At 58.3% G+C, this 14,132-nt stretch carries 6 protein-coding genes, 3 rRNA genes and 2 pseudogenes (1 of these 11 only partly in view); 7 read left to right on the top strand and 4 right to left on the bottom strand.

Annotated features, from left to right (window positions below):
* Positions 1-7: 7 nt before the first annotated feature.
* Both QFX16_RS00665 and QFX16_RS00660 read left to right on the top strand, forming a co-directional pair.
* On the top strand, positions 8-3,424 hold the full coding sequence (locus QFX16_RS00665) for a non-ribosomal peptide synthetase (protein ID WP_283182425.1): 3,417 nt from the start codon (positions 8-10) through the stop codon (positions 3,422-3,424).
* 22 nt (positions 3,425-3,446) lie between these two features.
* Complete coding sequence (locus QFX16_RS00660) at positions 3,447-3,914, top strand: SRPBCC family protein (protein WP_283182424.1); 468 nt, start codon at positions 3,447-3,449, stop codon at positions 3,912-3,914.
* Between the two features lie 155 nt (positions 3,915-4,069).
* Here the strand turns inward: QFX16_RS00660 and QFX16_RS00655 are convergent, their stop codons facing one another.
* On the bottom strand, positions 4,070-5,950 hold the full coding sequence (locus tag QFX16_RS00655; RefSeq protein WP_283182423.1) for a methyl-accepting chemotaxis protein: 1,881 nt from the start codon (positions 5,948-5,950) through the stop codon (positions 4,070-4,072).
* A gap of 314 nt (positions 5,951-6,264) precedes the next feature.
* Here QFX16_RS00655 and QFX16_RS00650 point away from each other — a divergent pair, with 314 nt between their 5' ends.
* The 5 genes and pseudogenes from QFX16_RS00650 (at position 6,265) to tnpC (ending at position 12,074) form a co-directional block, all read left to right on the top strand.
* On the top strand, positions 6,265-6,765 hold the full coding sequence (locus QFX16_RS00650; protein WP_283182422.1) for a sigma-70 family RNA polymerase sigma factor: 501 nt from the start codon (positions 6,265-6,267) through the stop codon (positions 6,763-6,765).
* Complete coding sequence (locus tag QFX16_RS00645; RefSeq protein ID WP_283182421.1) at positions 6,765-7,778, top strand: FecR domain-containing protein; 1,014 nt, start codon at positions 6,765-6,767, stop codon at positions 7,776-7,778. Before QFX16_RS00650 ends, QFX16_RS00645 begins: the two co-directional genes overlap by 1 nt.
* A gap of 88 nt (positions 7,779-7,866) precedes the next feature.
* A pseudogene (locus tag QFX16_RS00640) lies at positions 7,867-9,617 on the top strand (TonB-dependent siderophore receptor).
* Between the two features lie 177 nt (positions 9,618-9,794).
* Positions 9,795-10,445, top strand: coding sequence for an IS66 family insertion sequence element accessory protein TnpB (tnpB, locus tag QFX16_RS00635; RefSeq protein ID WP_283182420.1), 651 nt, complete (start codon positions 9,795-9,797; stop codon positions 10,443-10,445).
* Positions 10,446-10,526: 81 nt separating this feature from the next.
* Positions 10,527-12,074, top strand: a pseudogene (gene tnpC, locus QFX16_RS00630) (IS66 family transposase).
* Positions 12,075-12,202: 128 nt separating this feature from the next.
* Here the strand turns inward: tnpC and rrf (QFX16_RS00625) are convergent.
* From rrf (QFX16_RS00625) to QFX16_RS00615, 3 genes are all read right to left on the bottom strand, one after another.
* Positions 12,203-12,318 (bottom strand): 5S ribosomal RNA (gene rrf / locus QFX16_RS00625).
* A gap of 106 nt (positions 12,319-12,424) precedes the next feature.
* Positions 12,425-12,540, bottom strand: a 5S ribosomal RNA gene (rrf, locus tag QFX16_RS00620).
* A 154-nt stretch (positions 12,541-12,694) separates the two neighbouring features.
* Positions 12,695-14,132: ribosomal RNA gene (locus QFX16_RS00615) — 23S ribosomal RNA — on the bottom strand; it runs 1,454 nt beyond the window's last position.

The raw sequence follows: 14,132 nt of genomic DNA, 5'->3' as shown, positions 1-14,132 counted from the left end.
GCCCATCATGAGACGTCTCGACATTCTGCTCATTGGACACAGCCAGGCCTTGACCGACCTGGCACTGGAACTTGAACAACACGGTCATTCTCTGGTGCGTCTGACAGCCGTCGACGAGCAGCCGTCGGGTAACGCTGATTTGCTGATCGACGACGCCAGCCTGCCTGCTCAAGACGTCGGCGATGCACCGCGACTGACGCTGCAACTGGGTATCGGTGTGCCTGGGATGTCTGGCCTGCCGCCGCTGGACTTGCTGTGCACGTACGGTTCGACGCTGTTCACTCGCGTGCCGATCATCGACGAGCCTTCGGGCAACGGCCAGGCATTGCGCCTGCGGGCAGTGACAGAACTGGTCGATCACGTGGCGCTGCTGGTCAGCCGTTTCTCTCGCGATGCCGACTATTTTCTACGGGCCGACCCTGCTGCTCCCGCGTGCTTCGAGCACGTGGAAAACCTGTTCTATTTGGAGAGCCTCGCGTTTTTCCATCGGCTCAACCTCACGGCGGCACCCGCGCTGCTGGAACTCAGCCAGATCCCGATGATCGAGCGCCTTGAGCAGCGCTTCATCCAGTGTGCCGAACGACCCGCGCTGAACATTGCCGGCACGTCCCTGAACTATCGGCATTTGCACGCCCACAGCCGCGCCATCCAGCAGCGTTTGCAGCCGTTGCTCGCTCAGCATCACGGGCCGTTGGTGATCGGGATCTGCCTGCCAAAATGCAGCGCGTTGTATGCGGGGATTCTCGCGATTCTTGGCAGTGGCGCGGTGTACCTGCCGCTGGAGCCGAGTCATCCTCTGCAACGTCAGCAGTACATTCTGGAAAACGCCGGGGCAGTCTTGCTGCTGCATGACGGTGAGCATCCGCTCGCGGCGCAAATGCCGGGACTCGACATCAGCCGCATCGACATCGGTGACGTGGACCTCGATCAACCCTTGATGCGCCAACGATCTGATCTAGATGCGCCGTGCATGGCGCTCTATACCTCGGGCACCACCGGCCATCCCAAAGGCGTGTTGCTCAGCCAGGCCAACCTCGCGCACTTCACCGCGTGGTACGCCGACTATGTGCAACTGAGCGAGCAGAGTCGGGTGCTGCAGTTTTCGTCGCTGAGTTTCGACTCGTCGCTGATCGATATTTTCCCGACCCTGCTCCAGGGCGCCGAGCTGATCGTGCCCGGCGACGATCAGCGCCGCGATCCGTTGCAACTGGTCGAGCTGATCCGTCATCAACAACTGAGTCACGCCTTTTTGCCGCCGGCGTTGTTGAGCATCCTGCCGCTGGATCAATTGCAATGCCTCGATCACGTGATGACCGGCGGCGATGTCTGCGAACCCTACGTCATCGAGCAGCTCACCCGTCAGGGCAACCTCTACAACCTCTATGGCCCTACCGAAGCGACAGTGTTGATCACCGCACGGCAACTGCGCACCGGCGACAGCAACCGCACCCTCGGCGCGCCAATTGCTAACAGTCAGGTGCTGATTCTCGATGAGGATTTTCAACCAGTGGCCGAACAGACTGTCGGTGAGTTGTACATCGTCGGGCCGGGCGTGTGCCTGGGCTACTTGAACAACCCGCAGCAGACTGCCGAACGTTATCTGAACCTGAGCCTGCCGAATGGCCAAAGCCTGCGCGCCTACCGCACCGGCGACATGGCGAAGTGGACCCGCGACGGCATTGAGCTGTGCGGACGACGCGACAACCAAGTGAAGATTCGCGGCTTTCGGGTCGAACCGGAAGAGATCGAACGCTGCCTGCGCGACAGTCAGTTGTACCGCCAAGTGGCAGTGGTTATCGACAGCCATCGACGGATTCTGGCGTTCCTCGCGCAGCCTCAGGAGGATCAACCCGGCACCGCTCGCGAAGCGCTGAAAGCCCACTCGATGCAGTTTCTGCCGGATTACATGCAGCCCACAGCGTGGACCGAACTGCCGAGCATGCCATTCGCCAGCAACGGCAAGGTCGACCGCAAGGCGCTGCTGGCAATGCCCGTGAATGTGTCCGAAAACACGCTGCGGCGCTTCCCCGCCAGTGCCGATGAGGCGCTGTTGCTGGAGATCTGGGCCGAGCTGCTGGAGCTGCCGGCCAGCGATATTTCCACCGACGAAAGTTTCTTCAACCTGGGCGGCCACTCGATCCTGCTGTCGCGCATGCTTTTACGTTTGCGTGAGGAATTCGGTCGCAGCATCTCGATCAACCGCTTCATCGAATTGCCGACCATCGCCAAGTTGGCGACCTTGGTGCGCGGCTCCGGCACCGAAGAGGTATTGAGCGAAAAAGCCTTGGCCGATGCTTTCCGCGAACTGGATATCCAGCCGTTGCCAGTCAACCGCATGGGCGATGTGCACAAGGTGATCGTTACCGGCGCCAACAGCTTTGTCGGCGTGCACATCGTCGAAGCGTTGCTCGCCTGGGGCGCCAGCGAAGTCGCCTGCCTGGTTCGCGACGGCGGCGGACAATCGGCAGCCGAGCGGTTTGCCCATGCGCTGCGAGAAAACCGTCTGGAGCATCTTGACCTGAGTCGGGTGCGGGTTTATGCGGCGGACATTACGCGTCCGTCATTGGGGCTCGAAGCGGATGTTTACGAGCGACTGGATCGGCAGTTCGGCGCGTTGGTGCACAACGCCGCCAACGTCAATCACGTACTCGATTACGAGTCGCTGGCGCGGGACAACGTCGAGCCGATTTTCGAGTGCCTTCGGTTGTGCGAAGGGCGCAGCAAAAAGATCTTCAACTTCGTCTCAACGCTCTCGGCCTCCAGCACGATTGCCGCCGATGGCCGGGTGCTGGAATTGCCCGCCGCACAGACCCCACCGATCTACATCAAGAACGGCTACAACCTGTCCAAATGGGTCGGTGAGCGGATCCTCGAACGGGCTCGCGAACGTGGAGTACGGGTCAATCTTTATCGCCCCGGCAACATCAGTTTCAACAGCCTCACCGGTGTCTGCCAGCCGCACAAAAATCGCTTGATGCTGATGCTCAAAGGCTCGATCCAGCTCGGCCAGGTGCCGGAATTCGCGCTGAATTTCGACCTGATGCCGGTGGACTTTCTCGCACGGTTCATCGCCTTCCACGCCAGCCGTTATTCACCCGAAAAAGCGGTGTTCAACCTGCACAACCCCGAACCTCTGAGCTGGGACAACTACGTCGCGTCATTCCGTGAGGCGGGTCGGGAGTTTTCCATGGTCAGCGTCGCCGACTGGCAGCAGCAACTGGGCCGGGTCGACAGCGACAACGCGTTGTTCGGCGTGCTCGGTTTCTACCTCAACGGCTTCGAGGAAGACATCGGCGACATCTCAATGATCGGCCACGCCAACGCCCAGGCGGGCGTGCGGCAGATGGGCGCGCATTACCCGGAAAAATCCCCGGCACTGCTGCGGCGCGGCTGCGACTACCTGAAAGAAATCAACTTCATCTGATTCACTCAACCGGAGCAAAACCATGAAAACCCTACAACCCGATACCCTGATCAAAAACCCTCAAGGCTGCCACGTCGTGTCTTCAGTGGAAGTGCCGGCGGATGCCGCGCAGGTCTGGGCGGTGGTCGGTAACTTTGCCGGCTTCGATCAATTCATTCCGGCGCTGTCGCACATCGAGATGACCGGCGAAGGCGTGTCGTCCCTGCGCAAGAAAATCTTCAAGGACGGCAACCTGGTGGTCGAGCAACTCAACTCCCGGGATGACCAGGCGCTGAACATGACCTGGACCACGATTTACAACACCTTGGGCGTGGCCAATTTGTGGGCGGCGATGAGTGTTGAACCGCTGGGCGCGGGCAAATCCCGAGCGACCTGGACCATCATCGCCGAACCCGCACAGGGCGGCGCCGAGGCATTGCCGGGGTTCACGGATTTCGTTCAGGGCTTTGCCGATGACTCGATGAACAATGTGTTGAAGCTGTTTGCGTAGGGCTTTGGTTCAGCGGTGACTGGTACACCGCTATCGCGAGCAGGCTCGCTCCCACTGGGGTTTTCAGTCGTTCACAAATGTTGTGATCACAGAAAATTCCATGTGGGAGCGAGCCTGCTCGCGATTGAACGATAACGCGGTTCAACTGACCTCAATCAGATCTTGAAGCTGTCGACCAACTGCTTCAACCGGTTCGCCTGCAGGGACAACGCATCGCAATCCTTCAACGTTTCATTGAGGTTGGCCACGCTCTGCTGGTTCAGCAGGTTGATCTGGTTGACGTCGACGTTGAGGGTTTCCACGACCGCCGTCTGCTCTTCGGTCGCCGCGGCCACCGACTGGTTCATGCCATCGATTTCGCCGATGCGCTGGGTCACGCTGACCAGACGCAGACCGGCCTGGTTCGCCACTTCGACGCTCTGTTCGCTGGAGACCTGACTGGCGTTCATGGTCGTCACCGCTTCGCGAGAACCGATCTGCAGCGAGGTGATCATCTTGTGGATCTCCTCCGCCGATTCCTGAGTACGGTGAGCGAGGTTACGCACCTCGTCCGCCACCACCGCAAAACCACGACCGGCTTCACCGGCACGGGCCGCTTCGATGGCCGCGTTGAGCGCGAGCAAGTTGGTCTGCTGGGAGATGCCTTTAATCACATCCAGAATGTGCCCGATGTTGTCGGTACTGGCGTTCAGGGTTTCGATCTGCGTGCAGGACAGGCTGATTTTCTGCGACAACTCGGTCATCGCCAGAATGGTTTTCTCCACCACCTGACGACCGTCATCGGCCTGCTCGCTCGCACCGCTGGCGTGCTGGGAAGCATCGGCGGCGTTGCGGGCGATTTCCTGGGTGGCGGCGCCCAACTGGTTGATCGCCGCGGCCACACTATTGGTGCGGGCGCTTTGCTCGTCGGAACCGACGATCGAAGCGTTGGACGAAGCCATCACCCGTTGCGACAGGTCGTGAACCTGGCGGGTTGCCGACGACACCTCGGAAATCGACGCGTGAATTCGCTCCACGAACTGGTTGAACGAACCGCCCAGCTCACCGAATTCGTCTTTGCTTTCCACGGCCAGACGTCGGGTCAGGTCGCCCTCACCTTGCGCGATGTCCTGCATCGCACGGCCCATGGTGGTCAGCGGACGCATCAGCACGTTGATCAGCAAGCTCAGCAGCACGGCAATGGCCGTCACGGCGATGAACATCGCGATCAGCGCAGAAGTGCGGAACTGGCTGAGTGGCGCGTAGGCCTTGTCCTTGTCGATCGACAGACCGATGTACCACTCGGCATTCGGCATACCACTGACTGGAGTAAACGAAAGGATACGGTCCTGCTTGTTCAGGGTGACTTCCTGATTACCCTTCTCGATGCGCACGCCGGCGTTCGGGTAGATGTCCTTCAGATTTTTCATCACCTGGTCTTTGTCCGGGCTGACGATCACCTGACCGTCGGCGCTGACCAGGAATGCGTGGCCGATGCCACCGAAGTCCACCGAGTTGATGATCTTCACCAGCGTTTCCAGGCTCAGGTCACCACCGACCACGCCAAGCAACTCACCGTTCTTTTTCACCGGCAGGGCGATGGTCACCACCAGGCCACCGACGGCAGCCATGTAAGGCGGGGTCAGCATGGTCTTGTCGGCAGCCACGGCCTGTTTGTACCAGGGACGCTGACGCGGATCGTAACCGTCAGGCATCTTCGCGTCCGGGCGCTGAGTGAACACGCCGTTGGCCTGGCCCACGTAGGTGAACTGGAAGTTCGAGGTCAGCGCCGGTTGATTGACCAGCCCCGGGAGGTCGGCATTGGCACCTTGATGGGCGACGTTCTGCGCGAGGTTTTCCAGCACCAACACGCGGCCACTCATCCAGTTCTGCACGCTGCTGGCGGTCAGATCGCCGGCCTGCTGGACGCTTGATTCGAGGTTTTGACGGATGGTGTTTCGCTGCAGATAGTCGTTGTACAAAGTGAACAACGCAAAAGCCAGCACCACGACGCCGGAGGCGGCCAGAAGGATTTTATGGCTGAATTTGAGATTCATTTCATGGGACTTCTTATGCAAAAAGTGGGGATGCGTTCCGGGTTGCAACATTCCATGTAACAGCGCAGGCAGGGCTCTGGGGCCGCTCTACTTTGGTGCACGCATGTCTCATAAGGCTGTCGGCACAAACCGGAGAAAACTTAGGCGTTTGTACGAAATGGTCGACATTCCTGTCAGATACCCGCCGAACGGCGTGCCAGAGCACCTGCTCAGTCTTTTTGTGATGACGGTTGTTCGTACGGCAGTTGCAAATTCCCCAACCCTTGATGACAATGCGACTAATTATCATTTGTGACGTTCGGGCTGTCGCGTTCATGTCCTCACCTGAGTTTGCAGTACAGGCGCTTTACAGTAGCCATCACGGTTGGCTCAACACGTGGCTGCGCGCGCGATTGGGTAATGCAGCCGATGCGGCGGACCTGGCTCAGGACACGTTTGTGCGTCTGCTGCACAGAACCGAACGCCTGGAACTCAAGGCTCCCCGCGCCTTTCTTCGAACGATCGCCCGTGGGTTGGTGATCGACCATTGGCGCCGTGAAGAAATCGAACGCGCCTACCTGGAAACCATCGCCCATTTGCCCCAGTCCGAAACCCCGAGCATCGAAGCGCGGGCATTGGTACTTGAGTTGCTGGAAAGCATCGCCCGTATGCTCGAAGGCCTGAAGCCGAAAGTGCGTCAGGCGTTTCTGCTGGCACAGTGCGAAGGGCTTACCCACAAACACATCGCCGAGCAGATGGGCTTGTCTCTGCGTTCGGTGGAACGCTATGTGGCCGACGCGCTGTATCACTGCTATGTGCTGCGGTATGAAACGTGATGCCTGTGGATAACTTGTCGCTGAATCGACGCGGTGAACCGCACCAGCAGGTGGTCAAACAAGCCATCCATTGGCTACTGCGTCTGCGTAACAACTCGGCTAATTCCAGGCTACGTCAGCAATGCGATGTCTGGCGGGCCGAACACCATGAACACGAACTGGCCTGGCAACGGGTGCAGTCGCTGCAAGCCGAGTTGAGCAGCAACCTGCGGGCAGTGCCCGGTGCTCAAGTGGCCTTCAATACGTTGGAAAACAGCGCTCAGGGACTGGGACGCCGCCAGGCCTTGAAGCTGCTGTCCGGTGCGTTGCTGATGGGGTCGGCGGCGTGGCTGGGCAAGGATGCAGTGGGCTGGCAACAGTGGTCCTCTGATTTCGCTACTGCCACGGGCGAACGGCGCGGTTTCCAATTGCCCGACGGCACACGACTGGAACTCAATACCGCCAGTGCAGTGGATCTGGATTACAACGCGCAGCAGCGGCTGATCAAACTGACTCGCGGCGAAATCATCGTGACGTGCGGCGGGATCGACGAAGGATCTTGGTTTGATCGACCGCTGCGGGTGCAAAGTCGCCAGGGTGTGTATGAAGGCGTCGGGGCACGTTTCATCCTGCGGCAGGACGGCGACTGCACGCGGCTCAGTGTTACCGGCGGCATGGTCCTCATACATTCACCACTTGCCGCCGATAGCACACCGATCCAGGTGCAGGCCGGGCAAAGTTATCTGATCGATCATCACCAGGCGAGGTTGGCGCCACCGCTGAACATGGATGCGGGTGCTTGGGTCGACGGGCTGATCGTGACTCGCAATATGCGGCTGGGGGATTTCCTTGATGAAGTCGGACGCTATCACCACGGTTATCTGACGTGCTCAGCGGACATTGCTGACTTGCGGTTATCCGGGGTTTTCCGCCTGGAGAACACCGACAGGTTGCTGGCCATCCTGCCGCAAACCCTGCCAGTGCAACTGCGCTATCGCACTCGCTGGTGGGTGACGTTGGAGCGACAGGCCTGAAATATTTTTGGCGGGTTTTCCGGACAAGTCCGGCTTAGTCAGTAAGCACTTCAATTCTGACCTCAGCGACTTCCTACGGAAACCTACAATGACTGCGCGCGCCACCAGTAAGAATCCTCTTCATTTCGCCGCCGATTCAGGCGTCCTGCGCTACGCCGTACGCGCTGCGCTGTTCTCTACCGCGCTGGGTGTCGGCGTGCTGCCGACACAGGGCGTAGCGGTAGCGGGCAGCGAGGTCAGCAGCCACCGTTACAACATTGCCGCAGGCCCATTGCGCGATGTGCTCAACCAGTTTGCGCGTCAGGCGGGGATTACCTTGTCGACGACGCCTTCGCGAACCGGGGGCCTTCAGTCACCAGGCGTGCAGGGCGAATATTCGGCGGACCAGGCACTGCGACGTTTGCTCAGCGGTTCGGGTTTGGAGGCCGTGAGTCAGGATGGCAGCAGCTACGTGTTGCGCCCGGTCGCCGAAACCGAAGCGCTGGCATTGCCCACTACCGACATCAAAGGCTTTGCCCTCGGCAATGCGCTGGGCAGCATGGACGGCTACAACGCGACGCATAGCCAGATCGCCACCAAGACCAGTACTGCGTTGCTGGAAACCTCGCAAAGTGTCTCTGTGGTAACCCGTGAGCAAATGGACGATCAAGGTTCGCAAACCGTGTCCCAGGCCATGCGTTACACCCCCGGCGTGCTGACCAACCCTTATGGCGCAACCCACCGCTATGACTACGTGGCGCTGCGCGGCTTCAACGATGGTTCTGTGGATAACATCTATCTGGATGGCTTGAAGTCCATGGGGGACAGTGGCACCTACAGCACCATGCAGGTAGACCCGTACTTCCTGGAGCGCGTCGATATTCTCAAAGGGCCGTCATCGGTGCTCTACGGTCGCAGTTCACCCGGCGGCCTGGTGGCGCTGACCAGCAAGTGGCCGCTGTATGAGGCCTATCATCAGGTTCAAGCCACAGTGGGCACCCAGGGTCAGCGCGGCATGGGTTTCGACTTCAGCGGCCCGGTGGATGATGACAAACGCATTGCCTATCGCCTGACAGGGCTGGCGGATCAGTCCGACACACAGTTCGATCACAACAAAGAAAAACGCTTCGCTCTCGCGCCTACGGTGAGCATCGATTTTACCGAAGACACCTCGCTGACCCTGCAAGCGTATTTGCAACACGATCCGTACGGTGGTTATCACGGTGGCGTGCCGGCCGACGGCACAATTCATCAGCGCAATGGGAATCGGATCTCCCCCCACTTCTTCGAGGGAGAACCGAGCATTGATGGCTTTCAGCGTGATCAGCAGTCCTTCGGTTATCAATTCGAGCACCGTTTCAATGACGTGTTTACGGCACGGCAGAACTTCCGTTACCTCGATTCCAAGGTGAAGCTGGATCAGGTCTATGCCTATGGCTGGACCACACCGAGCAGTAATGAGTTGAATCGTTATTACCGGTGGCGATGAGAAGCTTCATGCATTCATTGTCGATAACATGCTGCAAGCGGAGTTCTTCACCGGTGCAACCAAACATACTGTACTGATGGGCGCGGACTACCAGCGTCGCAAAACCGTGGTCGACTGGGCCAGCGGTGGACTTGCGATATGTCGGCTATAGCTGGGCCGACGCGGAAAACACCATGAAGGTGCCGTCCTACACGCTGTTTGATGCGTCTGTTGGTTACGACTTAGGCAAAGTAGGGTTGAAGCGCGTGGATGTTCGCCTGAATGCGAACAACCTGACGAATGAGTCCTACGTGGCCTCCTGTGCCAGCCTGAACTTCTGCTACTTGGGCGAAGAACGGAATGTCGCCGCGACAGTGAGCTACCAGTTCTAATCACTCATCACTCCAACAAAGCCAGCGCCTGAATCCGGGGGCAGGCTTTGTCGTCTCTGTGGGAACACTGTGGTGTATGCGTCCGGCCAAGTCATCTACCCAGCCCCGCAAAGCCAAGACATGGTGTGCACTTAAATTTAAGTGGGCACCAGTTCTAGCCTTTTAAGCGGGTATTTCATGCAGCCACAACGCCGTTCCTACTCCAAATCCTTCAAAGCCCAGGTCATTCAAGAGTGTGCCCAGCCCGGCGCTTCGATCGCCAGCGTCGCGCTGAGCCACAGTCTCAACGCGAACCTCGTCCATAAGTGGATTCGGCTACAGTCGCAGAAAAGTGTCGCCCTGCAACCTGCCTTTATCCCGGTGGCATTACCGTCGCCAGCGTCACGATCGGATTTCACCCCGGCCATGATCTGCCTCGAAATCCCACGTCAAAGTGAACTGGCCGACCGACAGCGCGGCTGCCTGTGCGACCTTTCTTCGAGACCTGTTGCGATGATCCGCATCGACGCCATCTGGCTCGCCACCGAGCCCATGGACATGCGCGCCGGCACCGAAACCGCGCTGGCGCGTGTGGTCGCCGTGTTCGGTGCGGCGCAGCCGCACTGCGCTTATCTGTTTGCCAGCCGCCGCGCCAATCGCATGAAAGTGCTGGTGCACGACGGGTTGGGTATTTGGCTGGCGGCGCGCCGCCTGCATCAAGGCAAGTTCTTCTGGCCGGGTTCTCGACACGGCTCTCAGATGGAATTAGGTGCCGAACAACTGCATGCCCTGGTGCTGGGTTTGCCTTGGCAAAGAGTTGGGCCAAGCGGCGCGATTTCCATCGTGTGACGCTTGCCATGGCCAGCCTGGCCGTGCAATTGTCCGATGAGTCTATCGCCGGTGTAGCCTTGCTCTGGCAAAAACGGCGGCATGACTTCGCTTCCAAACCTCGACCAACTAAACCCTGAACAACTGCGCGCTCTGGCGGCGCAGTTGATGCGGCGTGTCGAGAATCTCGATCAGAAAGTCGAGACGATGGGTAAGCAAATCCACCATCACAAAACGGTCAACGAGAAACTGGCCCACGAGATCGCGCAGCTCAAGCGCTTCAAGTTTGCCAAGCGCAGCGAGCAACTGAGCCCGGATCAGGCCAGCCTGCTTGACGACCTGATCGACACTGACATCGCAGCCATCGAAGCCGAACTTGAAGCGCTACAACCCGCTCCCGTTTCGACCGAGGCTCGGCAAAAACCCAAGCGTACCGCCTTGCCGCCGCAGTTTCCGCGCACCCTGATCCACCACAAACCCGACAACAGCCACTGCCAGTGCGGCTGCGCCCTCAAGCGTATCGGCGAGGATGTCAGCGAGAAACTCGACTACACGCCAGGCGTGTTCACCGTCGAGCGTCATATCCGTGGCAAGTGGGTCTGCGGCCAGTGCGAAACGCTGATCCAGGCACCGGTTCCGGCGCAGGTCATCGACAAGGGCATCCCGACCGCCGGCCTGCTAGCCCACGTGATGATCGCAAAGTTCGCCGACCATTTACCGCTCTATCGTCAGTAGTCGATTTTTGGTCGGGCCGGTCTGGTCATCGCCCGCTCGACCTTGGCGCAATGGGTCGGCAACTGTGGTGTGCAGTTGCAGCCGCTGCTCGATGCCCTGCGCGATGCTGTTCTCGAACATGGCGTAATCCATGCCGATGAAACACCGGTGCAGATGCTTACGCCGGGCGCAAAGAAAACCCATCGCGCGTATGTCTGGGCCTACGCCACCAGCCAGTTCTCGGACTTGGCGGCGGTCGTTTACGACTTCAGCCCGAGCCGCGCCGGAGAGCATGCACGCAGCTTCCTGCGAAACTGGAAAGGCAAGCTGGTCTGTGATGATTTTGGCGGCTACAAGGCAAGCTTTGAACTCGGCGTCACCGAGATCGGCTGCATGGCCCATGCACGGCGCAAGTTCTTCGAACTGCACGCCACCAACAAGAGCCAGCTCGCCGAACAGGCCTTGCGCTACATCCAGTTGCTGTACGAAATCGAGAGCGAAGCCCGCAACCTTGAACCGGATTTACGCCGCCGAATATGGCAAGAAAAAGCTGTACCGGTGATGGATGCTCTGCATGCCTGGATGATCGCCCAGCGCCAGATCGTGCACGACGGCTCGGCGATAAGCAAAGCTCTGGATTACAGCCTCAAACGCTGGACGGCGCTGTCGCGCTACCTCGATGACGGGGCCGTACCCATTGACAATAATTGGTGCGAAAACCAAATCCGACCATGGGCGTTGGGTCGCAAAAACTGGCTCTTTGCAGGTTCGCTACGCAGCGGCAAACGGGCGGCGGCGATCATGAGCTTGATCCAGTCGGCGCGGCTCAACGGGCATGATCCGTATGCTTATTTGAAGGACGTCCTCACGCGCCTGCCGACGCAGCGGGCGAGTGAAATCGATCGGTTGCTTCCGCATAAGTGGCAGCCGGTTTAATCACGCAAGGCGTGATGCCCGGACGCATACACTGTAGTGGTTTGGCGATGGCGTTTTTCTGAGCGTTTAGCGAGCCCAGAACGACAAAACCCCTGTCTGCGTTAGCAGACAGGGGTTTCGGAATTCAATCTTGACGATGACCTACTCTCACATGGGGAAACCCCACACTACCATCGGCGATGCATCGTTTCACTGCTGAGTTCGGGATGGGATCAGGTGGTTCCAATGCTCTATGGTCGTCAAGAAATTCTGTGACCAGCCCGTTACAGCGCAACGTGCCAGCAAAATGGGTGACTTCTACTAAAACAAAACCCCTACCTGCATACGCAGATAGGGGTTTCGGAATTTAATCTTGACGATGACCTACTCTCACATGGGGAAACCCCACACTACCATCGGCGATGCATCGTTTCACTGCTGAGTTCGGGATGGGATCAGGTGGTTCCAATGCTCTATGGTCGTCAAGAAATTCGGTAGCCAGGTCGTTCTCCTTGCGGATCACGCTCCAGCGAATGGGCAGGTGATAGATTTGTGTGTTGCGTTGCGAATTTTCGACTTGTGTCGTCTTCACACACCGCAATCTGGTGCCTCTTCAGGTCAGCAAATTGCTTGGGTGTTATATGGTCAAGCCTCACGGGCAATTAGTATTGGTTAGCTCAACGCCTCACAGCGCTTACACACCCAACCTATCAACGTCGTAGTCTTCGACGGCCCTTCAGGGGACTCAAGGTCCCAGTGAGATCTCATCTTGAGGCTAGTTTCCCGCTTAGATGCTTTCAGCGGTTATCTATTCCGAACATAGCTACCCGGCAATGCCACTGGCGTGACAACCGGAACACCAGAGGTTCGTCCACTCCGGTCCTCTCGTACTAGGAGCAGCCCCTCTCAAATCTCAAACGTCCACGGCAGATAGGGACCGAACTGTCTCACGACGTTCTAAACCCAGCTCGCGTACCACTTTAAATGGCGAACAGCCATACCCTTGGGACCGGCTTCAGCCCCAGGATGTGATGAGCCGACATCGAGGTGCCAAACACCGCCGTCGATATGAACTCTTGGGCGGTATCAGCCTGTTATCCCCGGAGTACCTTTTATCCGTTGAGCGATGGCCCTTCCATACAGAACCACCGGATCACTAAGACCTACTTTCGTACCTGCTCGACGTGTCTGTCTCGCAGTCAAGCGCGCTTTTGCCTTTATACTCTACGACCGATTTCCGACCGGTCTGAGCGCACCTTCGTACTCCTCCGTTACTCTTTAGGAGGAGACCGCCCCAGTCAAACTACCCACCATACACTGTCCTCGATCCGGATAACGGACCTGAGTTAGAACCTCAAAGTTGCCAGGGTGGTATTTCAAGGTTGGCTCCACGCGAACTGGCGTCCACGCTTCAAAGCCTCCCACCTATCCTACACAAGCAAATTCAAAGTCCAGTGCAAAGCTATAGTAAAGGTTCACGGGGTCTTTCCGTCTAGCCGCGGATACACTGCATCTTCACAGCGATTTCAATTTCACTGAGTCTCGGGTGGAGACAGCGCCGCCATCGTTACGCCATTCGTGCAGGTCGGAACTTACCCGACAAGGAATTTCGCTACCTTAGGACCGTTATAGTTACGGCCGCCGTTTACCGGGGCTTCGATCAAGAGCTTCGCGTTAGCTAACCCCATCAATTAACCTTCCGGCACCGGGCAGGCGTCACACCCTATACGTCCACTTTCGTGTTTGCAGAGTGCTGTGTTTTTAATAAACAGTCGCAGCGGCCTGGTATCTTCGACCGGCATGGGCTTACGCAGTAAATGCTTCACCCTCACCGGCGCACCTTCTCCCGAAGTTACGGTGCCATTTTGCCTAGTTCCTTCACCCGAGTTCTCTCAAGCGCCTTGGTATTCTCTACCCAACCACCTGTGTCGGTTTGGGGTACGGTTCCTGGTTACCTGAAGCTTAGAAGCTTTTCTTGGAAGCATGGCATCAACCACTTCGTCACCCAAAGGGTAACTCGTCATCAGCTCTCGGCCTTAGAATCCCGGATTTACCTAAGATTCCAGCCTACCACCTTAA

Origin of the sequence: Pseudomonas svalbardensis (assembly GCF_030053115.1) — a bacterium.
Classification (GTDB): domain Bacteria; phylum Pseudomonadota; class Gammaproteobacteria; order Pseudomonadales; family Pseudomonadaceae; genus Aquipseudomonas; species Aquipseudomonas svalbardensis.
This window is presented reverse-complemented; position numbering and strand designations above follow the sequence as displayed.